This is a genomic window from Streptomyces sp. NPDC054834 (assembly GCF_053611185.1).
Genome location: NZ_JBSGZV010000023.1, coordinates 16008 through 38588 on the forward strand (window position 1 = coordinate 16008; position 22581 = coordinate 38588).

The following is a 22581-nucleotide window of genomic DNA, read 5'->3' on the forward strand; positions in this document are numbered from 1 at the left end:
ACTAGGGGGAGCCACTGACAACGCCGGTCGGATTCCCGGTTGCATAACAACCCCCGGCCATCCAGCATGCCCGACGCCAGCCCCGACCATATAGCACGCGCATTCGATTTACGGCACAGCTTCACCACCTTCACCCGAATGAGTGGCGAGGCTAGTGTCAGCAGCATGATTGATCACACACGTGACCTGGCCTCTGTACGGGAGGCGACCGAGCGGCTCCTCAGCGCAGCGGGCCGACTGGACAACGCGGCTGTGACCGAGCCGTCACGGCTGCCCGGCTGGACCCGGGGCCACATCCTGGCCCACCTCGCCCGCAACGCGGACGCGCTCGTCAACGTCCTCGAGGGACGTCCCATGTACGAGTCGGCGGACGCCCGGGACGCCGACATCGAGCGGGACGCCCCGCGCCCCCTGGACATCCAGCTCGCCGACCTGCGAAAGAGCGCCGCCCGCTTCCAGGAGACGGGGGCCGCACTCGCGGACTGGTCGCGCACGGTCGAGCTGCGCAACGGTGTCACCGACGCCGCGGCCCGGGTGCCCTTCCGGCGCTGGAACGAGGTCGAGCTGCACCATGTCGACCTCGGGATCGGATACGAGCTGGAGGATCTTCCGGCGGAGTTCGCCGAGCGGGAGATCGGCTTCCTCGCGGAGCGCTTCGGCGGGCACAAGGACGTGCCCTCGACCGGTCTGCGTACCGACGACGGCCGGATCTGGACCACCGGGGGCGGCGCCGAAGGAGGCCCGATCGGCATCGAGGGCTCGGCCGCCGAGCTGCTCGGCTGGCTCGCCGGCCGCCGCGACGGCTCGGGGCTCGCGGTGAAGGGCGGCGCACTGCCGTCGCTGCCCCCGCTGTAGCACCTGAGCGGCCTGTGGACCGCTCCCCCGCTATAGGCTGATCGTCATGACGTACAGCGGAGAGGTGACGGTCGGCGGACCGGCCGATGTGCACGAGCTCAAGGACCTGATGATCACCAAGATCGCGGTGGGTCCCATGGAGAACAATGCCTATCTGCTGCGCTGCCGGGCCACGGACGAGCAGCTGCTGATCGACGCCGCCAACGAGGCGCAGACGCTGCTGGGGATGATCGGTGACGACGGCATCGCGTCCGTCGTCACCACGCATCGGCACGGTGACCATTGGCAGGCGCTCGCCGAGGTCGTCGCGGCCACGGGCGCCCGGACGTACGCGGGCCGCGAGGACGCCGCCGGCATCCCCGTGCCGACGAACGTCCTCGTCGACGACGGCGACACCATCCGGGTGGGGCACGTGGAACTCACCGCGCGCCATCTGGTGGGGCACACCCCGGGCTCCATCGCGCTGGTCTACGACGACCCGCACGGCCACCCGCACGTCTTCACCGGCGACTGTCTCTTCCCGGGCGGCGTGGGCAACACCTTCAAGGACCCGAAGGCGTTCGCCAGCCTGATCCACGATGTGGAGACGAAGATCTTCGAGGTGCTGCCGGACGAGACCTGGGTCTACCCGGGCCACGGCAACGACACCACCTTGGGCGCCGAGCGACCGCATCTTCGGGAGTGGCACGCGCGCGGGTGGTGAGACCCGTCCGACCGGGGGGTGCGTACGCCGCACCCCCGCGCCCCGCGCGAGTGCGTACCAGCGTCCCGCGCGAGCCTCATGCGCGCCCCGTGTGAATCGCGCACACGTGCTGACGGCGCGTGCGCGCTCGCGGGGCGCGTCGTTGCGCGCTCAACTGGTAGGAGCCACGCGCGGGAAGACGGCACCCGCGCGGAATGGGCCGCCGGTCTACCTTTCCCCGCCCTCGGCCGGCGGCCCAGGCGAGCCCCACGGGGACGTGTTCACGAAAATGCAACACCCGCTCCCAATATGCAGACAGTTGGCGCTTTGACCTCGACAAACGGGCGCTGCCCTGCCACTCTCCCGCCATGCAACTCGCCCCTCGCGCACTGCGCCGCGCCGTCGCCTCCGCGGCCATAGCCCTGCTCGCCACCGCTGTCGGCTGCGCTCCGCAGCCCGAGGAGAAGGCCGCCGCTTCTCCGTCCGCGTCGGCCGGGAAGAGCTGTGCGAAGGGCAAGTTGGCCACCAAGGCCTCCGGCAAGCTGACGATCGCCACCGACGAGCCGGCGTACGAGCCCTGGTTCAAGGACGACAAGCCCGCCAGCGGAAAGGGCTTCGAGTCGGCGGTGGCCTACGCCGTGGCGCAGCGGCTCGGCTACGACAAGAGCGCCGTCGTCTGGCAGAGCGTCCCCTTCAACAAGGCCTTCGCACCCGGCGTGAAGACCTTCGACTTCGACATCAACCAGGTGTCGATCAGCGCCGAGCGCAAGAAGGCCGTGGACTTCTCCTCCGGTTACTACGACGTCCGCCAGGCCGTCATCGCGCTCAAGGGCAGCAAGGCCGCGAAGGCGACGAGCATCGCGGACCTCAAGGGCCTCAAGCTGGGCGCCCAGGTGGGCACCACCAGTCTCGACTACATCGACGACGTGGTGAAGCCGAAGCAGGAAGCGGCCGTGTACGCCAAGAACGACCAGGCCAAGTCGGCGCTGAAGAACGGTCAGGTCGACGCCGTCGTCGTCGACCTTCCGACCGCGTTCTACATCACGGCGGCCGAGGTGACGGACGCCAGGATCGTCGGTCAGTTCGAGAACCAGGGCGGCGCACCCGAGCAGTTCGGGCTGGTGCTCGACAAGGGCAGCGCCCTCACATCGTGCGTTTCCGACGCCGTGGACGGCCTGCGCAAGGACGGCACGCTGGCGAAGATCGAGAAGCAGTGGCTCTCCGACGCCGTCGACGCACCGGTGCTCAAGTGACGGTCACGAAGGAGGAGTCCGACCGGGAGGGCGCGGACGACAAGGGTGACATGGCCGGCGGCGCGGGCGACGACGGCTACGTCCCCTCGCAACGGCGGCTCGAGCGCGAGCGTTTCAAGCGTGCCCGGGCCCGCCGCGCAACGGCGATCGCAGCGCTGTCGACCCTGGTCACCGGCGTCGTCCTCTATCTCGTCGTCGTCGGCGCGCCGGGCTGGCCGCGCACGAAGGAGACGTTCTTCAACGGGCAGTACGCGCGCGAGGCGTTGCCCAAGGTCCTGGAAGGGCTGTGGCTGAACGTCCGGCTGCTGCTCGTCTGCGGTGCCGCCGTGCTGGTCCTCGGGATGCTGATCGCCGTCGCGCGCACCCTGCGCGGGCCGGTGTTCTTCCCGCTGCGGGTACTGGCTGCCGCCTACACCGACTTCTTCCGGGGGCTGCCACTGATCATCAACCTGATGATCGTGGTGCTCGGTGTGCCGGCGCTGCGGCTTCAGGGCGTGACCGTCGACCCGGTGCTGCTCGGCGGTACGGCACTGACCCTGACGTACTCGGCGTACGTGGCCGAGGTGTTCCGTGCCGGTATCGAGTCGGTGCACCCCTCGCAGCGCGCCGCCGCCCGCTCCCTCGGGCTGACCAACCGGCAGGCGCTGCGCCACGTGGTGCTCCCCCAGGCGGTGCGCCGCCAGGTGCCGCCGCTGCTCAACGACCTGGTGTCGCTCCAGAAGGACACCGGGCTCGTCTCGATCGGCGGCGCGATCGACGCCGTCCGGGCGGCCGACATCATCGTGGGCCGCAGTCTCAACTACACGCCGTACATCGTCGCGGGCCTGGTCTTCGTGGCGCTGACCATCCCGATGACCCGCTTCACGGACTGGGTGACGGCCAGGATGGACCGTCGGCGGGCCCAGGGAGGATCGATATGAGCGACGCACCCGGTGTCCCCGGCGGCTCCCCCGTGCTGCGGATGGAGTCCGTTCGCAAGACCTTCGGGGACTCGGTCGTGCTGCGGGACGTCGGCCTGGAGGTCGCCCCCCACACGGTGACCGCGCTGATCGGTGCCTCCGGCTCCGGCAAGTCCACGCTGCTGCGGTGCGCCAACCTGCTGGAGGAGATCGACGACGGCGCGATCTGGCTGGACGGCGAGGAGATCACCGACCCGCGGGTCGACCAGGACGCCGTCCGGCGCCGTATCGGCGTGGTCTTCCAGGCGTACAACCTCTTTCCGCACATGACGGTGCTGGAGAACATCACACTGGCCCCGCGCCGGGTGCACGGCGTGCCCCGTGCGGAGGCCGAGGAACACGCCAGGGAACTGCTGGAGCGGCTCGGGCTGGGCGGCAAGGCGGACGCGTATCCGGACCGGCTGAGCGGCGGTCAGCAGCAGCGGGTGGCGATCGTGCGTGCCCTGGCGGTGCGTCCCCGGCTGTTGCTGCTCGACGAGATCACCGCGGCCCTCGACCCGGAACTGGTCGGCGAGGTGCTCACCGTGGTGCGCGATCTGAAGGACGACGGCATGACCATGGTGCTGGCGACACACGAGATGGGCTTCGCCCGTGATGTCGCGGACCAGGTTTGTTTTCTGGACGGAGGGGTCGTGCTGGAGCGCGGCACCGCCGAGCAGGTCTTCGGCGATCCGCAGCAGGAGCGCACGCGGCGCTTCCTGCGGCGGATCGTTAAGGCGGGCCGCCTGTAAGGGGCGGGCGCAATGACGCTCGGGGCTTACGCCCCGGCCCGCGCCGCCTCCACCAGCGCCGCGACCCGCTCCACACCGAACACATAGCCCTGCACGCCGCATCCGGCGATGACGCCGTCGGCGCGCAGGGAGACGTACGAGTGGTGCCGGAACGACTCTCGCTGGTGGATGTTGGAGATGTGGACCTCCAGCACGGGCATGCCGTCACAGGTGTTGAGTGCGTCCAGAATCGCGACCGACGTGTGCGAGTAGGCGCCGGGATTGATGACGATGCCGCAGTGGTTGAGCCTCGCCTCGTGGATCCAGTCGACCAGCTCCCCCTCGTGATTGGACTGCCGGAAGTCGACCGTGCCGCCGTGCGCGGCCGCCGCCTTGACACACAGGGCCTCGACGTCGGCGAGCGTGTCGGAGCCGTAGATCTCGGGCTGGCGCTGGCCGAGCAGGTTCAGGTTGGGCCCGTTGAGGATCATGATCGGGGCGTTGGCCAGGGTGCGGGTCACGGTTCCTCCGGTCCGTTCGGCGTGAGCGGCCCGCCGGGGACCGCTGCTCACCCCGGTTTATCACGGTGAAACGAGGGAGACGCAGACCGTACGCTCCCGGGCATGACCACCCCCCAGTACCCTCCCAAGCCCTCGCCTGGCGACCGCATAGCCGTCGTCTCGCCCTCCGACGGTCTGCCCGAGCTCTTCCCGCACCCCTACGAACTCGGCCTGGAACGGCTGCGCGAGGAGTTCGGCCTCGAACCGGTCGAGTACCCGACGACGCGGAAGACGGGCACCACTCCCCAGGAGCGGGCCGATGACATCCACGCGGCCTTCGCCGACCCCTCGGTCAAGGCGGTCATCGCGTCGATCGGCGGCGACGACCAGATCACCGTCCTGCCGCTGCTGGACCGGGAGTTGCTGCGGGCCGGCCCGAAGCCCTTCTTCGGGTGGAGCGACAACACCAACCTGCTCGCGTTCCTGTACAACGCCGGAGTGGTCGCTTACCACGGCGCGAGTGTGATGTGCGAACTGGGCCGACCCGGAGCCATGCACCCGCGGACCGCCGACTCCCTGCGGGCGGCGCTGTTCACCTCGGGCCCGTACGAACTGCGGCCCGCCGAGAGCTGGAACGACGTCGACCGCGACTGGGCCGACCCGGCGACCTTCGAGGCGGAACCGGCGACCCGGCCGGGCACCGGATGGACCTGGCTGGGAGCCGACCGCGTGGTGGAGGGCCGGGCCTGGGGCGGCAACCTGGAGATCCTCTCCTGGCTGCTGATGGCCGACCGGGAGGTGTCGCACGACCTGTCCGTGTACGACGGCGGCGTGCTGTTCCTGGAGACCTCGGAAGAGCTGCCGAGCGGCACGGAGGTCTTCCGGATCCTGCGCGGCATGGGCGAGCGCGGCCTGTTGCAGCGGTTCCCGGCGCTCCTGATGGGCCGCGCGAAGACCTGGTCCTTTGAACACCCCAACAGTCCGGAGGAGGGCGCTCGGTACGCCGCCGAGCAGCGCGAGGCCGTGCGGCGGGCGCTGAGCGCGTACGCCCCGGACACCCTGGCCGTCTTCGACGTGGACTTCGGGCACACGGATCCGCAACTGGTCATCCCCTACGGGGGTACCGTCCGCGTCGACGGCCCCGCCCGGCGCATCACGGTCACCTACTGACACAGGGACGTGCCCCCGCACGCCCCCCGTAACCACTGGTCACCGTGGGTAGTTGACGCGGCATGCACGACGTACGCACCGTAAGGGCACCCTCCATGCTGCGGCTCGGGGCCGCCTCGCTCGCCGGGACAGCGATCGAGTTCTACGACTTCTTCGCCTACGGAACGGCGGCTGCCCTGGTCCTGGGGCCGCTGTTCTTCCCGACGTTCTCGCCGTTGGCCGGGACGCTGGCGGCCTTCGCGACCTTCGGGGTGGGGTTCGTGGCCCGGCCGCTGGGCTCGGTGCTGTTCGGGCACATCGGGGACCGGCGCGGGCGCCGGCCGGTCCTCGTCGCCTCGCTGCTGCTGACCGGCGTCTCCACGGTCGCGGTCGGCTGCGTGCCGACGTACGGCACGATCGGCGTGGCCGCGCCCTTGCTGCTGCTGCTCCTGCGCTTCCTGCAAGGGCTGGGGCTCGGCGGTGAGTGGGGCGGGGCGGTGCTGTTGACGGCCGAGCACGCGCCGGCCGGGCGGCGCGCGCTGTGGTCGAGCTTCCCGCAGGTGGGGCCCTCTCTGGGGTTCCTGCTGGCCAATGGCCTGATGCTGGCGCTGTCGGCGTTGCTGTCCGACGCGCAGTTCGCACAGTGGGGCTGGAGGGTGCCGTTCTGGGCTGCCGGGGTGCTGGCCGTGGCCGGGCTGTGGCTGCGCTCCTCGCTGGTGGAGAGTCCCCGGTTCCTGGAGATCGAGGACCACGCGCGCGTGCCGCTCGTCGAGGTCGTACGTGACCACTGGCGGCTGGTGCTGCTGACGGCCGGCGCGCTCGCGGTCGGCTACGCGGTGTTCTACGCCGTGACGACCTGGTCCCTGGCCTACGCGACGGAACGGCTGGGAGTGAGCCGCACCGTCATGCTGACCTGCGTCATGGCCGCCGTGGCGGTGAAGGGGACGCTCACCCCCCTGATGGCGCTGCTCGGCGACCGGTTCGGGCGACGGCCCCTGTGTCTGGCGGGCTGCACGGCGACCGCGCTGTGGATGTTCCCGATGGTCGCGCTCCTGGCGACCGGTGAGCCCGCGCTGATGTTCCTCGGCTTCCTCGGGGCGCTGCTCGCGTTCATCACCATGTTCGCGGTGATCGCCGCGTACCTGCCGGAACTGTACGAGCCGAGGGTGCGCTGCACCGGCGCCGCGGTCGGCTACAACCTCGGCGGGGTGCTCGGCGGCGCGCTGACCCCCATCGTGGCCACCGCACTCGCCGAGCACTCGGGGCGGGTGCCCTGGGGCGTGGGCGCCTATCTGACCGGGGTCGCGCTGTTCAGCCTCGGGTGCTTCGCGCTGCTGCCCGAGACGCGTCCGGTGCCGGTGGCCGGGGCGGTGGAACCGGTCACCGGCCGACCCGCTACGGGTTGATCGCCAACTCCAGGTAGGCGGCGAACAGCACCAGATGGACGCCTCCTTGCAGCGGTGTGGCCCGGCCCGGCACCACTGTCAGGGAGCTGACCACCACCGTCAGGGCGAGCAGCACCATGTGGATCGCGCTCAGGCCGAGAACGAGCGGACCGGAGAGCCAGACGGAGGCTAGGGCGACGGCGGGGATGGTGAGACCGATGCTGGCCATCGCCGAGCCAAGGGCGAGGTTGAGGCTGGTCTGCACGCGGTCGCGGCGGGCCGAACGGACGGCGGCGATCGTCTCGGGCAACAGCACGAGCAGAGCGATGATCACACCGACGACCGCCTGGTTCAGACCGGCGGCCGCCACGCCGGACTCGACGGTGGGCGACACCCCCTTGGCCAGTCCGACCACTCCGACCAACGCGAGGCCGAGCAGGGCCAGGCTGAGCCGCGCCGTACGCGCGGTCGGCACGTCGGCGTGGTCCGCCTCGATCACCCCGCCCTGCCGGGTGATCGGGAGGAAGTAGTCCCGGTGCCGCACGGTCTGGGTGGCGACGAACAGGCCGTAGAGGATCAGCGAGGACAGCGCGGCGAAGGTCAGCTGCACGGACGAGAACTCCGGGCCGGGCTTGCTGGTGGTGAACGTCGGCAGCACGAGGCTGAGGGTGGCCAGCGTGGCCACAGTCGCGAGGGCGGCACCGGTGCCCTCGGGGTTGAAGACCGCCGTGCCGTGCCGCAGCGAGGCGACCAGCAGGCACAGGCCGACGACCCCGTTGCAGGTGATCATCACGGCCGCGAAGACCGTGTCCCGGGCCAGCGTCGCGCTCTTGGCGCCGCCGTCGGCCATGAGGGTGACGATCAGGGCGACCTCGATGATCGTCACGGCTATGGCGAGGACGAGGGAGCCGAAGGGTTCACCGACGCGATGGGCGACCACTTCGGCATGGTGCACCGCGGCCAGCACGGACCCGGCGAGGACCACGGTGACCAGCACGACGACCGCGTCGGGCAGATGCCTGCCCCAGGTCAGGACGAGGAGGACGACCGCGAGAACCGGCACGAGGAACGTCCACTGGGTGGTGAGCGACCTCCGCCGAGCGATCATGCGGTGATGGTGGCAGAGGTGTACACGGTTCGCATTCCAGTCCTTTCGTTGCCGGGGGCCGCTGCCGACGCGGTACGGACCCCCGGCGGACCGGGTGTGCAGCGCGTCGGTTACCCGAACTCGCTCATGTCCACGACGTCGCAGTCGGCGAAGGACGGCGGCCGGGTGCACAGGGCGGCCATCTGCTCGGCGAACTTGCTTGTCTCAGGATCGCCGTTGTTGCGCATGGCCTCCTCGTACGAGTCGAACTCGATCACCGCGAGATAGCGGCCCGGCCGGTTGCGGTCCGCGAGGACGAGCCGGCGGGTGGGGCCGTCCTCGCGGCTTGCCGAGCGGTTCTCCATGTCGTCGGAAAGCTGCCTCATCTCCTCGATGCGGTCGGTCTCGAACTCGATGATCTGGACGAACTTCACGGACGCCTCCCCCGGGCAACGGCGTCCCCGGCCGGGGACGCGCTCAGCACCCAACGAAGCACCGGGAGCGATGGTCGGCAATGCGCCACGCACCGCTCCCCGTGCTGGTTGTTCCTACGTCCGACGAGGTCAGGCGTCGATGCTGTCCTTCGGAGCGCTCTCGCCGCCTGCCTGCGCCGTCCCGAGCGCCGCCTGCTTCCTGGACGCCATGAGACTGGTGACGGTGGTGACCGCCAGGACCGCGCAGATCACGCCGAGCGAGACCGGGATGCTGATTTCCGGGACGTGCACCCCGGACTCGTGCAGCGCGTGGAACACCAGCTTCACGCCGATGAAGCCGAGGATGACGGACAGACCGTAGGAGAGGTGGACCAGCTTCTTCAGCAGGCCGCCGATGAGGAAGTACAGCTGGCGCAGGCCCATCAGGGCGAAGGCGTTCGCGGTGAAGACGATGTACGGGTCCTGCGTCAGGCCGAAGATCGCGGGGATCGAGTCCAGCGCGAACAGTACGTCCGTCGTACCTATCGCAAGCATCACGACCAGCATCGGCGTCATGACGCGTTTGCCGTTCTGCCGGATCCACAGCTTGGTGCCGTGGTAGCGGTCGGCCACGCCGAACTTGTGCTCGACTGCCTTGAGCAGCTTGTTCTCCTCGTACTCCTCGTCCTCCTCGTCGGACCGGGCCTCCTGGATGAGCTTCCAGGCGGTCCAGATCAGGAAGGCACCGAAGAGGTAGAAGACCCACGAGAAGCTGGCGAGGATCGCCGCTCCGGCGGCGATGAAGGCGGCCCGCAGGACCAGGGCTATGAGCACTCCGACGAGCAGCACCCGCTGCTGGTACTGCGAGGGCACGGCGAACTTCGCCATGATCAGGACGAAGACGAAGAGGTTGTCGACACTCAGCGACTTCTCGGTGATGAAGCCGGCGAAGAACTCTCCGGCGGGCTGTCCGCCGCCGAAGACGAGCAGGCCGGCGCCGAAGAGCCCGGCCAGGGCGATCCAGACGACGGTCCAGATCCCGGCTTCCTTGATCGACACGTCATGGGGCTTGCGCCCGATGAAGAAGTCGACCGCGACGAGAGCGGCGAGGCCGACGATGGTCAGGACCCACAGGGTGGCGGAAACTTCCACTGCGCCTCCGGCAGTACGTAACGGCAAAGGGTCAGCGTCATCGCTGTCGGAGGTCTCTTCCACCCGCGATGGGCCGACGCCCCGGGATCTCGTCCGATCCGTATTGACGGGTACGCCGCAGTCAGGGAGTACTCCCCTCCGTACGGAAGACAGTACCCCATTCACCAAGGGAAGGTAAAGTGATTGGCAAAGAAAAGATCAAAATCCCTGTTCAGAGGCGCTTTACCTGTACTTGAGGGAGGCGACTGCCACCTTCGTGAGCACATGGTGGAGCACCTCGCTGCCCGGCGGCACCAGCGACGGCTCGTACGTCCAGGCATGGCCGACCCAGGGATCCACGAGATGGTCGTCGGGCACCGGGGTGAGTCGCATGAGGGAATGCCACAGCGGATCGAGCAAAGGGCCGTAGGCGGCGGCGTCCTCGCGGTCGGCGACCACCAGCAGGTGCACGCCGACGGCCGGGCCCTCGTCCGCCAGGTAACGCAACGCGGTCACGGCCCGGTCGTCGAAGCCGTGCGGGAAGTCGGTCACGATCAGCAGCTGCCGGGCCGTGTCCAGACCGGGCGGCAGTGATTCGGTCGCGCCACCGCGTACCGCCATCTGCACCAGGTCGACGCGCCGGGTGAGGCGCTCCAGGACGTCCGTCACTCCCGCGGCACCGGCCGCCGGCGGAGCGGCGAGGACACCGCTGCGCACCAACGGGACCAGCGCCTGGGCCGCCGAACCGGCCGGATCGATCACCTCGACGCCGAACTCCCCCGCCGGGTGTACGGCGAGCAGCCGGGTCGCGAGCGCCACCGCCGCCTCCATGGCGAGGTGCCGCAGTTCGTCCGGCTCGGTGACCGTGCCGTCGGGTGCCGTCACTCGGCCGCTGTCGATCCACAGGCCGCGCTCCAGCGGCAGCCGGACCAGCATCGGGACGCGCAGGGGGGCGCTCTCGGGGAGGTGGAGGTCGCCCAGGCGCAGGGCGAGCGGCGGCTCTGTCGGGACCTGGTATCCGTGCCAGACGGGGTTGTCCCAGCGGGCGTACGCCGGCGGGAGGGCAGGCTCGACGGCCTCGGCCTCGGCGGTGAGCTGGTCGAGGTCGCGGTCGAGGGCCGCCCGTGCCTGGTCGACGATGCCGTCGCGCTTGGCGCGGGCCGTATCGCGTGCCGCGTCGCCCGCCGAACCGAGCCGGCTGCGCGGGTCGGACAGGACCTGGTCGAGCTCCTTCTCCAAGCGCACGTCGGCGAAGTCGACCGCGCTGCGGTAGGCGGCCGTGGTGCGGGCCAGGTCCTCGAACATGCCCCAGACCTGGTTGTACAGCCGTTCGTCCATCGACCAGCCGACAGCGTCACCCGCGACCGGCACCGCGGGCTGCCCCGACGGGACAGGAGGCGGCTCGGGTGCGGGAGGCGGCGGGGCCGCGTGGCGCCGGGGATGCGTGTAGTCGATGTTGCCGGAGGACCCCGACGGGTCGCCCTCGGCGGCCGGCGTCTGACCCTCGTAGGGTCGCGGGGTCCACGGCGGCACCGCCTCCGGGACGCCCTGGGGTGCCGGGCCGGACCGGTCGAAGCCGGGCGCGGGAGTCGTCGCCTGCCGCGAACGGTCCACGTCAGCCGTATGCGGCTCTGGCGCCGGTATGGAGCGGGCCAGGCCTCGCGCCACCGCCTCCTGGATGCTGCCGGCGAGCTCGTCGGCCTGGGGCAGGCCCTGGTCGGTGAGGAGTGCGGCCAGACCGCCCGCGTAGCCCTGGCCGACGGCACGCACCTTCCAGGCGCCCTGTCTGCGGTACAGCTCCAGAGCGACGACGGCCGATTCGGCGTCCAGGCCGGTGATCGTGTAGCGCGCGACCTGAGTGCCGTCGAGGTCGGTGACGGCGACGGAGGGGGTGGCGACGGCGCCGAAGCGGAGCGGCCCGCCCGTCCCCGTCGGCAGGGCCAGCAGCACGTCGACGCGGTGCACGTGCTCGGGCATGGCAGCCAGGTCCACCGCGAGGCGGTGTTCGGCGGCTGCCTGGCGGGACACCTCCAGGCCGGGCAGGGTGGGGGCACCCGGGTGGGCGACCCACTCGACGCCCTGCACCTTGCCGCTGTCGTCGCTGAGCGTGGCCCCGGCCACGACCGGCACCCCGGCCGCGATCCGGATCTCCAGCCGGACCCGCGAGAGCGGGTGGTTCTGCCCCCGCACCAGCTCGGCCGTCATCGCCTGTCCCCCCTGGTCGTATGTCGTGCGCAGGTCGCCGAGCCGGCCTACAGGTGCGGCAGGATCGCCGGCATCAGGTCCTGGAAGGTGCGGCCGTTGGACGGGGTGCCCAGGGCGGTCATCGTCCAGCCCGAACCCGACCGGTGCACCTTGGCCATGATCTGGGCGGTGTACGCCCCGCCGCCCGCCAGCGTATAGCGGGCCAGCTCCTGGCCGTTGGTCTCGTCGACCAGGCGGCAGAAGGCGTTCTGCACTTCCTGGAAGGTCTGGCCGGTGAAGGAGTTGACGGTGAAGACGATCTGGTCGATGTGGACCGGGACGCGCTGAAGGTCGACGAGGATGGCCTCGTCGTCGCCGCCCTGGCCCACACCGCCGACGAGGTTGTCGCCGGTGTGCCGCACGGATCCGTCGTCACTGACCAGGTGACGGAAGAACACGACGTCGACGGGCTGCTTGTCGGCGAACAGCACCGCGGAGGCGTCCAGGTCGATCTCCCGGGTGCGCGAGCCGAACAGACCGCGTCGGGGAGCCGCCTGCCAGCCGAGACCCATACGGACCGCGGTCAGGCTGCCCCCGTCCTTCTTCTCCAGGCTGATGGCCTGACCCTTGGTCATGTTGACGGTCACGGCGGTTTCCCCTCTCGGATTTCCCCTGTTGCCGCGGTGCGCGCGGTTGACCAAAACCCTACGCAGGGGCGCTGACAGTGCCGACCCCCGGCCCGCGCTTTGTGTCGGTGTTGCAACACACCGCACTCCACGCGGACACCGGGGCCGGTCGAGGCGGCCCGGGCTCAGGACAGGCCCGCCTCCTTCATCTGGCGCAGTTCCTTCTTCATCTCGGAGACCTCGTCACGCAGCCGGGCCGCGATCTCGAACTGGAGATCCGCGGCGGCGGCGCGCATGCGCTCGGTCATCTCCTCGATCTGCTCGGCGAGTTCGGCCGCAGGGCGGTCGGTGGGCACCGCGTCCTTGGCCTTGCCCTTCGCGGACTTGGCGGCCTTCGCGCCCTTGACCGCCTTGTCGCCGAGCGTCGGCACCGGGGCCTTGGCGCCCTTGCCGTCCCTCAGCTTGCGGTAGCCGGAGCCGAGTAGCTGTTCGGTGTCGACCTCCTCGCGGGCGATCCGGGCGACGATGTCGTTGATCTTCTTGCGCAGCGGCTGCGGATCGATGCCGTTGGCCTTGTTGTAGGCGACCTGCTTCTCCCTGCGGCGGTTGGTCTCCTCGATGGCCCGCTCCATCGCCGGGGTGATCTTGTCGGCGTACATGTGGACCTGGCCGGAGACGTTGCGCGCCGCGCGGCCGATGGTCTGGATCAGCGAGGTGCCGGAGCGCAGGAAGCCCTCCTTGTCGGCGTCCAGGATCGCCACCAGGGACACCTCGGGCAGGTCGAGGCCCTCGCGGAGGAGGTTGATGCCGACCAGGACGTCGAACTCGCCGGAGCGCAGCTCGCGCAGGAGCTCGACGCGGCGCAGCGTGTCGACGTCGCTGTGCAGGTAGCGCACCTGGATGCCGAGCTCCAGGAAGTAGTCCGTGAGGTCCTCGGCCATCTTCTTGGTGAGCGTGGTGACCAGGACGCGTTCGTCCTTCTCCGTGCGCTTGCGGATCTCGTGCACCAGGTCGTCGATCTGGCCCTCGGTGGGCTTGACGACGACCTCCGGGTCGACCAGGCCCGTGGGGCGGATGATCTGCTCCACGACGCCGTCCCCGCGCGACAGCTCGTAGTTGCCCGGGGTCGCCGACAGGTAGACGGTCTGTCCGGTGCGTTCCTGGAACTCCTCCCACTTCAGGGGGCGGTTGTCCAGCGCGGAGGGCAGCCGGAAGCCGTGGTCGACCAGGGTGCGCTTGCGGGACGCGTCGCCCTCGTACATGGCGCCGATCTGCGGGACCGTGACGTGCGACTCGTCGATGACGAGCAGGAAGTCGTCCGGGAAGTAGTCCAGCAGGGTGTTGGGCGGCGAGCCGGGCGCACGGCCGTCGAAGTGCATCGAGTAGTTCTCCACGCCGGAGCAGCTGCCGATCTGGCGGAGCATCTCGATGTCGTACGTCGTGCGCATCCGCAGGCGCTGGGCCTCCAGGAGCTTGCCCTGCTTCTCCAGCTCGGCCAGGCGCTCCCCCAGCTCCTTCTCGATGTCGTTGACGGCCCGCTCCATGCGCTCGGGGCCGGCCACGTAGTGGGAGGCGGGGAAGACGTACAGCTGCTGGTCGTCGCTGATGATCTCGCCGGTGAGCGGGTGGAGCGTGGAGAGCGCCTCGATCTCGTCGCCGAACATCTCGATGCGGACGGCCAGCTCCTCGTACACCGGGAAGATCTCGATGGTGTCGCCGCGGACCCGGAAGGTGCCGCGGGTGAAGGCCAGGTCGTTGCGCGTGTACTGGATGTCCACGAAACGGCGCAGCAGGTCGTCCCGGTCGATCTCGTCGCCGACCCGGAGGGGGACCATCCGGTCCACGTACTCCTGCGGGGTGCCCAGGCCGTAGATGCAGGACACCGAGGCGACCACGACGACGTCGCGGCGGGTGAGCAGCGAGTTGGTCGCCGAGTGCCGCAGTCGCTCGACCTCCTCGTTGATCGAGGAGTCCTTCTCGATGTAGGTGTCCGACTGCGGGACGTAGGCCTCGGGCTGGTAGTAGTCGTAGTACGAGACGAAGTACTCGACGGCGTTGTTCGGGAGAAGCTCGCGGAACTCGTTGGCCAGCTGGGCGGCCAGCGTCTTGTTCGGTGCCATCACGAGCGTGGGGCGCTGGAGCTTCTCGATCATCCACGCGGTGGTGGCGGACTTGCCGGTGCCGGTCGCGCCGAGCAGGACGACGTCTTTCTCACCGGCCTCGATGCGTCGGGCCAGCTCGGCGATGGCCGTCGGCTGGTCGCCGCTTGGCTGGTAGGGGCTGACGACCTCGAAGGGCGCCACCGTGCGTTCGATGTGGGAAACGGGCCGCATGGAATCAACCGTACGACCCCGCACTGACAACGGGGCCTGATCAGCGGTTCTGCGGGATGCGGGAGCTTCGGTGGCCCTGCGGGCGGACCGGACGCAGCGGCGGGCGGCGGTCCGGGTGGGTCATGGCGCCGGCCGGGACGCCCGGCTTGTGCTCGACGCGGGTCCAGTCGGGCTTGCCCATGACCATCAGCGGGTCGAACATCACGACGACACCCGCGAGGAGGAGGAAGGCGAGGGGGCCGATCAGCATGGGCGCGAGCAGAGCGGCGGGTGACTCGCCCTCGGGCGTCCCGGAGGTGCCGTGCAGGTGGACGCTGAGGGCGGCCATGCCGGTGTAGTGCATGCCGCTGACCGCGAGGCCCATGACGAGGCTCGCGCCCACGCTCCACAGGAATCCCCGGACCTGTCCGGCGGCCCACAGCGCGGCGGTGGCGGCCACGACCGCTATCACCACCGAGGCGGCGACGGTGAGCGTGTTGTACCCGAGCGTGCCGTTGAGGCGCATGCCCGCCATGCCGAGGTAGTGCATCGAGGCGACACCCAGACCGGTGATCGTGCCGCCGGTGAACAGCGCCGTGCCGGTCGCGCCGCGGTAGCCGACGATGAAGATCCCGACGCCGACCATGACGATGGCGAGGCCGAGGCTCGCGTACGTCATCGGTTTGTCGTAGTGGACCGGCGTCTCCTTGACGCTGAAGCCCATCATCGCGACGAAGTGCATGGTCCATATGCCGGAGCCGATCGCGGCCGAGCCGAGGGCCAGCCAGGCGGGGCGCCAGGAATGGGCCACCAGCATCGAGCGCGTGGTGCAGCGCAGGCCGAGGGCACCGCCCAGGCACGCCATCAGATAGGCCACCAAGGGGGTGACGACCCCGTAGCTGAAACCGTCGACCGTGCCTTGCATGCGCGGCTGCCCTTCCGCCCTCGTGCGTCCCGGAATGTATGACAAGCGCCCCCGCCCAGGACCGCTCCAGCGGTCAGGGCTGTCGCTGAGAGTATGACCCCCACCGGAATGGTCGAACGATTTTCGGGCAAAGAAACACACCCTTGCCCCACTTGTGCGGCACCCGTGAGGGGACTTGGGCAAGTCCATTCAATCTGTGGTCATCGCGCACACCGCCACTGTTGCCCCTCTGCTGTCAGGCTGGTGCTGTCCGCATTCGTCGGTATCCGTCGGCATCCGTCGGTATGCATCGTTTCCGTCGGTATCCGCCGGCATCCGTCTCGACGCGAGGAGTACGCATGCACGCGCGCGCAGTCGCCGCCACGACCACCGCACTCCTGGGGGCTGTCGCCCTGCTGACCCCCGCCTCCCACGCCCGGACGGACGACGACGGCGGGCATGCCGAGGTCATCGCCCACCGGGGCGCCTCCGCCTATGCCCCTGAGAACACCCTGCCCGCCATCGACAAGGCGGCCGGCCTGGGCTTCTCCTGGGTCGAGAACGACGTCCAGCGCACCAGGGACGGGGAACTGGTCGTCATCCACGACGACAGCCTCGCCCGCACCACGAACGTCGAGGATGTCTTCCCCGGCCGGGCGCCCTGGAAGGTGAAGGACTTCACGGCCGCCGAGATCGCCCGCCTGGACGCGGGCAGCTGGTTCAGCCCCGCGTACAGGGGCACGCGCGTGCCCACGCTGGAGCAGTACATGCGGCGGGTCGAGCACAACCACCAGAAGCTGCTCCTGGAGATCAAGAACCCCGAGCTGTACCCGGGCATCGAACGGCAGACCCTGAAGCTCCTGAGCAACGAGGGCTGGCTGGACCACGGGCACCAGGGACGGCTGATCGTGCAGAGCTTCAGCGCGGACAGTCTGCGCATCGTCCACGACCTGAAGCCCGGCATCACCACCGGCTTCCTCGGCACGCCGTCGGTGGGCAGCCTCCAGCGGTACGCGGGCTTCGCCGACCTGATCAACCCCTCGTACGGAACGATCTCCACCAGCTACGTCACCACCGTGCATATGTTTGATGGACCGCACGGCAGGCCCATGGGCGTGTTCGCCTGGACCGTCAACGACGCGGTCACCGCCCGGAGCGTGGCCCGCTACGGCGTCGACGGCCTGATCACGAACAGGCCCGACGTGGTGCGGGCGGCGCTCGACGGGTCCTGAGCCCGCGGCCGGTGGTGGGGGCGGTGTCAGTGGCGGGTCGTACCGTGGGGCGCATGGACAGCCATGGGCAGTACGAGCAGCGGGTCGTGTGGGCCGTCGTCGGCACCGACATCGGTCCCCTGCTGCTGGCGGCGACCGGCGACGGCCTGGTCAACGTCGTGTTCCACGCCACTGACGCGGTGCGCGACCGGGCGCTGGAGCGGCTGGCGGCCCGGCTGGGCACCGAGCCCGTCGAGGCGCCCGGCTCCCCGTTGCTGGCCGAGGCGACGCGCCAGCTGTGGGCGTATTTCGCGGGTGAGCGGCACACCTTCGAGCTGCCGCTGGACTGGTCGCTGATATCCGGCTTCAACCGGCAGGTGCTGCGCGAGCTGGCCTCCGCCGTCCCGTACGGCGCGGTCGTCGGGTACGGCGACCTGGCCGGGCGGGTCGGGCAGCCGGGCGCGGCGCAGGCGGTGGGCGCGGCGATGGGTGCGAATCCGCTGCCGGTCGTCGTGCCGTGCCACCGGGTCGTCGAGAGCGACGGTGGCATCGGCGGATTCGGGGGCGGGCTGGAGACCAAGCGCCAGCTGCTCGCCCTGGAGGGCGTACTGCCCGAGCCGCTGTTCTGACGGCCCCAGGGCGGTCCGGGGCGGGTCACTCGTAGTGCCGGGCCTCGAAGACGTTGCCGTCGGGGTCCCGGAAGTAGAAACTGCGCCTGGCCTTGCCGCGGGCTCCGTAGGAGTCGTGCGCGATCTCGGACACCGGGACGGCGCGGTCCTCGAGCCGGGCGCGGAGCGCGTCGAACGCGTTTGACGGCAGGGAGAGACAGACGTGGTTGACGGGGTGGCCCGCGCTGTCGGCGGAGCCGGGGAGCATGTTCATGCGCTCCGCGAGGGTGCGGGGCGCGAGGTCGAGGATGGTCTCCTCGTTGACCCGCACGGAGGGGAAGGAGACCGTTCCCGCGGTGAACTCGGCGACCCTGAGAGGCTCGAGGCCGACCGCCTTCTCGTAGAAGTCGGCGGCGGCAGCCGGATCGCTCACCCACAGGACGACGTGGTCGAGGCGTGTGCTGTTGTCGGTCATACGGTCAAGGCTCGTGGTGGCCACCACAGGCCGCAAGCGTTTATCCGGGCGTACGGCCCGCCAGAGATGAGGGAAGACGGACTGACAGGAGGCAGGCACGTGGTGCTGGTGGTTTCCGAGGAAGTACGTGAGGCGTTCAACGCGCGTCGGCCCGTGGTGGCGCTGGAGTCCACGATCATCGCGCACGGGCTGCCGCGCCCGCGCAACCTACAGGTGGCCCGGGAGCTGGAGGAGGTCGTACGGCGGGAGGGTGCCGTACCGGCGACGATCGCGGTGCTGGACGGGCGGCCCCATGTCGGCCTCGACAAGGAGCAGTTGGAGCGGGTCGCGAACGAGGACGGGATACGCAAGCTGGGCCACCGGGACCTGCCGCTCGCGGTGGCGGCCGGGGCGAGCGGGGCGACCACGGTGTCGGCGACCGCGCTGCTGGCGGCCCTGGCAGGCGTCCGGGTGTTCGCGACGGGCGGGCTGGGCGGTGTGCACCGGGAGTGGACGGCCACGCAGGACGAGTCCGCGGACCTGGGCCTGCTGGCGCGGACGCGGATCACGGTGGTGTGCGCGGGGGTGAAGTCGATCCTGGACGTGCCGGCCACCTTGCAGCGTCTGGAGACTCTGGGTGTGGCCGTCGCCGGATACGGCACGGACCGCTTCCCCGGCTTCTACCTCTCCGACTCCGGGCATCCCGTCGACTGGACGCTGGAGACCCCCGAGCAGGTGGCGGAGGTCATGCGGGCACAGGACGGCCTCCGTGTGCCGGAGTCGGCGCTGATCGTCGCCAATCCCGTCCCGGAGGAGGAGCAGCTCGACCCCGCGCTGCACGCGCGCGTGCTCGCCGACGCACTGCACGCCTGCGAGGCGGAAGGCGTCACCGGCCAGGCGGTCACACCGTTCCTGCTCGACTACCTGGTGCGGCACACCGACGGGGCCTCGCTGAGCGCCAACCTCGCAGCGGTGCGCGGCAACGTCCGGCTGGCGGCGCGGATCGCGACGGCTTGGGCTCGGGGGTGACAGCGGGCTTCGGTAGCCCGGCGGGCGGCAGCGGGGCGTTGCTGGTGGTCGGCGACGTCGTCACGGACATCGTCGCCCGGCACCGGGGGCCGCTCGCGGCCGGCACCGACACGGGGGCCGCGATCCGGACGCTGCCGGGTGGCGCGGGCGCCAATGTGGCCTGCTGGGCCGCCCACACGGGCTGTGCGGACGTACGGCTGCTGGGGCGGGTGGGCGTGGACGCGGCGGCCTGGCACGAGCGGGAGCTGGTCGCGGCCGGAGTGCGGCCACGGCTCGTCATCGACCCGGAGGCGGCCACCGGGACGGTGGTCTGCCTGGTCGACACGGGGGCGTCGGCCGAGCGTACGTTCCTCACGGACAGCGGCGCGTCGCTGCGGCTGGAACCCGCCGACTGGTCCGACGCGCTGCTGGACGGGGTCGCCCGGCTGCATCTGTCGGGCTACCTGCTGTTCTCCGAGCCGAGCCGGGCACTGGCGGCGGTGGCCCTCGGGGCGGCGCGGGCCCGTGGTGTGCCGGTGAGCCTGGATCCGGCGTCGGCGGGTTTCCTCGCGCGGCTGGGAGTGGACCGGTTCCTCGCCTTCGCCGAGCGGCTGGACGTGCTGCTGCCCAGCCGGGACGAGGCGGCTCTGCTGACCGGGTTGCCGGATCCGGTGGACGCGGCGGCCAAGCTGAGCCGCCATGTCCCGCTGGTGGTGGCCAAGGGGGGCGCGGACGGAGCGTTGGTGGCCCGGTCCGGCGCCCTGCTTGCCCGGGTCCCGGCCGCGCCGGCGACGCCGAGGGACACCACGGGCGCCGGGGACGCCTTCACCGGCGCGTTCCTCGCCTCGCTCGTCGCGGGCGCGGCCCCCGAGGAGGCCGCGGTCGCGGGCTGCCGGGCCGGGGCTCGGGCGGTGGAGCGGGTGGGCGGCAGGCCGCCGACGCCCGGGTGACCGCACCGGCTCAGCGAGTCGGCACCACCCGCGCCCCGCGGCGGTCGCCCTCGCGCGAGACACCGCACCGCGAGCGCCGGACAGCGGCCGAAGACGCTCTACGCCTTCCGCCCCCACGCCGAGATCATCGGTGCCGTGGCCAGGTCCATGGAGCCGGAGGCGATGTTGGACAGGTGCCGGTCGATCTCCTCGTCGGTGGCCAGGCCCGCGGCCACGAGCTGCTCCCGGATCTGGCGCACGGTGGCGGACTCCAGAGCGGCGCAGGCGGGTGAGGTGAGGGGGAAGTAGGCGTCGGCCTGCACGTCGCGCAAGCCGGCCTCGCGCAGCAGGCGAGGAAGCTTGCGGCCGTAGGAGAGGTCGGCACCGCGGTCGGCGAGCAGTTCGCGGAAGCCGTGCCGCAGGCGGTTGGCGAGCTGTTGCGCGGGGCCGTGCTCGTCGGGGCAGAGCAGCGGTTGCAGGGCCGGATCGGCGTCCTCGATCAGGAGCCGTCCGCCGGGCCGCAGCGCCTCGACCATCGACCGGAGCGCTCTTTCCCTGTCCGGCACGTGGACGAGGACGAGCCGGGCGTGCACCAGGTCGAAACCCTCCCCCGGCGGCTCCTCCGCGCCGACGTCGTGGACGCGCGCCTCCACCGGTGGGCGGGCGACCGCGGCGACCCGCGAGATGTCGATGTCGGTGGCGACCACCTTGCCGGTGGGGCCGACCTTCTCGGCCAGCCAGGAGACCACGGAGGTGCCCCCGGCTCCCACCTCCCAGCAGCGCAGGCCGGGGCCGATGCCGAGTCCTTCGAGATGGCGGAAGGTGGTGGGGTCGAAAAGGGTGGCGAAGGCGTCGAAGCGCTGTCCCGCCTCGTCCTGCCTGTTGTCGAGGAGATACCCGTCGGACGGCGTCGAGTCGGAGGGTGTCGAGTCGGGTGGCGTCATGCCGAGATCATCCAATGTCTCGTCCATAGCCGGGAACCAAGCGGAATCACCCGTTTCCACAGGCTTACCCGCTGCTCGGGCAGGACTGGCAAACTGGCTCGGCAAGGCGCTGAAGCGTTACGCGAGGAGATCCACGCAAGGAGATCCAGATGCCCATGGCAGGGAATCTGCGGAAGGTCACGGGCCTCGGCAGGGTCGGCGGTCTGCGCCGGGTGGCGCGGCTGGCCCGGCGGCGGCCGAAGGTCGACCTGAGTCATCCCGCGCGCTCCCCGCTGGGCTCCTCCGTGGTGAACTGCGTGACGTACCAGGACGGCGTCCGGGTCCCCGAGGACGGCGATCTGGTGGACATCGTGGAGCGGGTGCGCAAGAGCGGCGACGGCTTCGTCTGGCTGGGGCTGCACGAGCCGACGGACCGTGAGTTCGCGGGCATCGCCGAGCTGTTCGACCTGCACCCGCTGGCGGTCGAGGACGCGGTCGAGGCCCATCAGCGACCGAAGCTGGAGCGGTACGGCGAAACGCTGTTCGCGGTGTTCAAGACGGTCTGCTATGTCGAGCACGAGCAACTGACGGCGACAAGTGAGGTGGTGAACACCGGCGAGATCATGGTGTTCGTGGGCCACGACTTCGTGGTCACGGTGCGGCACGGGAGGCACGGCTCCCTGGGTCCGCTGCGCGAGGAGCTGGAGTCGGATCCGCAGCAGCTCGCCAAGGGGCCGGCGGCGGTGCTGCACGCGATCGCGGACCACGTGGTCGACGACTATCTGACCGTCACGGACTCGGTGCAGGCCGACATCGACCAGGTCGAGACGGATGTGTTCGCGGAGAACGGCGCGCGGGTGGATCCGGGCCGCATCTACCAGATGAAGCGTGAACTCCTCGAGCTCAAGCGGGCCGTGGCGCCCCTCGGCCGCCCGATCGAGGACCTCGCGACCAAGCCGATCCGAGTGATCGCGCCGGAGATACAGGCCTACTTCCGGGACGTCCTCGACCATCTGATGCGAGCCAAGGAGCAGATCGCGGCCTTCGACGAACTGCTCAACTCCATTCTTCAGGCGCACCTCGCGCAGGTGACGGTCGCGCAGAACGAGGACATGCGGAAGATCACGGCGTGGGCGGCGGTGATCGCCGTGCCGACGATGGTGTGCGGGGTGTACGGCATGAACTTCGATCACATGCCGGAGCTGCACTGGCGGTTCGGCTATCCGCTCGTCATCGGTGTCATATCCGTGGCGTGTCTGGCGCTGTACCGCGGCTTCCGGCGCAACGGCTGGCTCTGA

General features: G+C 70.4%; 22 protein-coding genes. 12 read left to right on the forward strand and 10 right to left on the reverse strand.

The window, feature by feature from the left end; genetic code table 11:
* Window positions 1–165 precede the first annotated feature (165 nt).
* The 5 genes from ACWGJM_RS27550 to ACWGJM_RS27570 all read left to right on the forward strand — a co-directional run bounded on the left by ACWGJM_RS27550 (window position 166) and on the right by ACWGJM_RS27570 (window position 4480).
* Window positions 166–855 carry a maleylpyruvate isomerase family mycothiol-dependent enzyme gene (locus ACWGJM_RS27550; protein ID WP_453414403.1) on the forward strand — a complete coding sequence of 230 codons (690 nt, stop codon included), beginning with the start codon at window positions 166–168 and terminating at the stop codon, window positions 853–855.
* A gap of 46 nt (window positions 856–901) precedes the next feature.
* Window positions 902–1558 (forward strand): MBL fold metallo-hydrolase, encoded by a 657-nt coding sequence (locus tag ACWGJM_RS27555; protein ID WP_453414404.1) that lies wholly within the window; start codon window positions 902–904, stop codon window positions 1556–1558.
* Window positions 1559–1905: 347 nt separating this feature from the next.
* Window positions 1906–2790: an ABC transporter substrate-binding protein gene (locus ACWGJM_RS27560; RefSeq protein ID WP_453414405.1), complete on the forward strand. Its 885-nt coding sequence runs from the start codon at window positions 1906–1908 to the stop codon at window positions 2788–2790.
* The gene (locus tag ACWGJM_RS27565; RefSeq protein WP_453414406.1) at window positions 2787–3710 is read left to right on the forward strand and encodes an amino acid ABC transporter permease; all 924 of its coding nucleotides are present in this window, start codon (window positions 2787–2789) and stop codon (window positions 3708–3710) included. The genes ACWGJM_RS27560 and ACWGJM_RS27565 overlap by 4 nt, the downstream gene beginning before the upstream one ends.
* A complete protein-coding gene (locus tag ACWGJM_RS27570; protein WP_453414407.1) occupies window positions 3707–4480 on the forward strand; it encodes an amino acid ABC transporter ATP-binding protein in 774 nt (257 codons plus the stop codon). Before ACWGJM_RS27565 ends, ACWGJM_RS27570 begins: the two co-directional genes overlap by 4 nt.
* A gap of 26 nt (window positions 4481–4506) precedes the next feature.
* Here the strand turns inward: ACWGJM_RS27570 and aroQ are convergent, their stop codons facing one another.
* A complete protein-coding gene (aroQ, locus tag ACWGJM_RS27575; protein WP_453414408.1) occupies window positions 4507–4980 on the reverse strand; it encodes a type II 3-dehydroquinate dehydratase in 474 nt (157 codons plus the stop codon).
* Window positions 4981–5082: 102 nt separating this feature from the next.
* Between aroQ and ACWGJM_RS27580 the strand changes: the two genes are divergently transcribed.
* Together ACWGJM_RS27580 and ACWGJM_RS27585 are read left to right on the forward strand one after the other, a co-directional pair.
* Window positions 5083–6129 carry a S66 family peptidase gene (locus tag ACWGJM_RS27580; RefSeq protein ID WP_453414409.1) on the forward strand — a complete coding sequence of 349 codons (1047 nt, stop codon included), beginning with the start codon at window positions 5083–5085 and terminating at the stop codon, window positions 6127–6129.
* Between the two features lie 95 nt (window positions 6130–6224).
* Window positions 6225–7514, forward strand: a complete 1290-nt coding sequence (locus ACWGJM_RS27585; RefSeq protein ID WP_453414514.1) for an MFS transporter — start codon at window positions 6225–6227, stop codon at window positions 7512–7514.
* Here the strand turns inward: ACWGJM_RS27585 and ACWGJM_RS27590 are convergent.
* The 7 genes from ACWGJM_RS27590 to ACWGJM_RS27620 all read right to left on the reverse strand — a co-directional run bounded on the left by ACWGJM_RS27590 (window position 7504) and on the right by ACWGJM_RS27620 (window position 16171).
* Window positions 7504–8601: a calcium:proton antiporter gene (locus tag ACWGJM_RS27590; RefSeq protein ID WP_453414410.1), complete on the reverse strand. Its 1098-nt coding sequence runs from the start codon at window positions 8599–8601 to the stop codon at window positions 7504–7506. The two genes, ACWGJM_RS27585 and ACWGJM_RS27590, sit on opposite strands and share 11 nt — an antisense overlap.
* A 110-nt stretch (window positions 8602–8711) precedes the next feature.
* A complete protein-coding gene (locus ACWGJM_RS27595; RefSeq protein WP_453414411.1) occupies window positions 8712–9014 on the reverse strand; it encodes a hypothetical protein in 303 nt (100 codons plus the stop codon).
* Between the two features lie 129 nt (window positions 9015–9143).
* A complete protein-coding gene (locus tag ACWGJM_RS27600) occupies window positions 9144–10145 on the reverse strand; it encodes a TerC family protein (protein WP_453414412.1) in 1002 nt (333 codons plus the stop codon).
* 222 nt (window positions 10146–10367) lie between these two features.
* The gene (locus tag ACWGJM_RS27605; protein WP_453414413.1) at window positions 10368–12329 is read right to left on the reverse strand and encodes a TerD family protein; all 1962 of its coding nucleotides are present in this window, start codon (window positions 12327–12329) and stop codon (window positions 10368–10370) included.
* 47 nt (window positions 12330–12376) lie between these two features.
* Window positions 12377–12955 carry a TerD family protein gene (locus tag ACWGJM_RS27610; RefSeq protein ID WP_361810727.1) on the reverse strand — a complete coding sequence of 193 codons (579 nt, stop codon included), beginning with the start codon at window positions 12953–12955 and terminating at the stop codon, window positions 12377–12379.
* 164 nt (window positions 12956–13119) lie between these two features.
* Window positions 13120–15267: an excinuclease ABC subunit UvrB gene (gene uvrB, locus ACWGJM_RS27615; RefSeq protein ID WP_453414414.1), complete on the reverse strand. Its 2148-nt coding sequence runs from the start codon at window positions 15265–15267 to the stop codon at window positions 13120–13122.
* Between the two features lie 40 nt (window positions 15268–15307).
* Window positions 15308–16171: an MHYT domain-containing protein gene (locus ACWGJM_RS27620; protein WP_453414415.1), complete on the reverse strand. Its 864-nt coding sequence runs from the start codon at window positions 16169–16171 to the stop codon at window positions 15308–15310.
* A gap of 338 nt (window positions 16172–16509) precedes the next feature.
* On the opposite strand from ACWGJM_RS27620, the gene ACWGJM_RS27625 reads away from it, so the two are divergent.
* Together ACWGJM_RS27625 and ACWGJM_RS27630 are read left to right on the forward strand one after the other, a co-directional pair.
* On the forward strand, window positions 16510–17382 hold the full coding sequence (locus ACWGJM_RS27625) for a glycerophosphodiester phosphodiesterase (protein ID WP_453414416.1): 873 nt from the start codon (window positions 16510–16512) through the stop codon (window positions 17380–17382).
* 53 nt (window positions 17383–17435) lie between these two features.
* Window positions 17436–17990: a methylated-DNA--[protein]-cysteine S-methyltransferase gene (locus ACWGJM_RS27630; RefSeq protein WP_453414417.1), complete on the forward strand. Its 555-nt coding sequence runs from the start codon at window positions 17436–17438 to the stop codon at window positions 17988–17990.
* Between the two features lie 25 nt (window positions 17991–18015).
* Here the strand turns inward: ACWGJM_RS27630 and ACWGJM_RS27635 are convergent, their stop codons facing one another.
* Window positions 18016–18444, reverse strand: a complete 429-nt coding sequence (locus tag ACWGJM_RS27635) for a VOC family protein (RefSeq protein ID WP_453414418.1) — start codon at window positions 18442–18444, stop codon at window positions 18016–18018.
* A 99-nt stretch (window positions 18445–18543) separates the two neighbouring features.
* Here ACWGJM_RS27635 and ACWGJM_RS27640 point away from each other — a divergent pair, with 99 nt between their 5' ends.
* Both ACWGJM_RS27640 and ACWGJM_RS27645 read left to right on the forward strand, forming a co-directional pair.
* Window positions 18544–19452, forward strand: a complete 909-nt coding sequence (locus tag ACWGJM_RS27640; protein ID WP_390734887.1) for a pseudouridine-5'-phosphate glycosidase — start codon at window positions 18544–18546, stop codon at window positions 19450–19452.
* A complete protein-coding gene (locus ACWGJM_RS27645) occupies window positions 19449–20381 on the forward strand; it encodes a carbohydrate kinase family protein (RefSeq protein ID WP_453414419.1) in 933 nt (310 codons plus the stop codon). The genes ACWGJM_RS27640 and ACWGJM_RS27645 overlap by 4 nt, the downstream gene beginning before the upstream one ends.
* 98 nt (window positions 20382–20479) lie before the next feature.
* On the opposite strand, the gene ACWGJM_RS27650 is transcribed toward ACWGJM_RS27645, so the two are convergent.
* The gene (locus ACWGJM_RS27650) at window positions 20480–21304 is read right to left on the reverse strand and encodes a methyltransferase domain-containing protein (RefSeq protein WP_453414420.1); all 825 of its coding nucleotides are present in this window, start codon (window positions 21302–21304) and stop codon (window positions 20480–20482) included.
* A gap of 149 nt (window positions 21305–21453) precedes the next feature.
* Here ACWGJM_RS27650 and ACWGJM_RS27655 point away from each other — a divergent pair, with 149 nt between their 5' ends.
* Window positions 21454–22581 (forward strand): magnesium and cobalt transport protein CorA, encoded by a 1128-nt coding sequence (locus ACWGJM_RS27655; RefSeq protein WP_453414421.1) that lies wholly within the window; start codon window positions 21454–21456, stop codon window positions 22579–22581.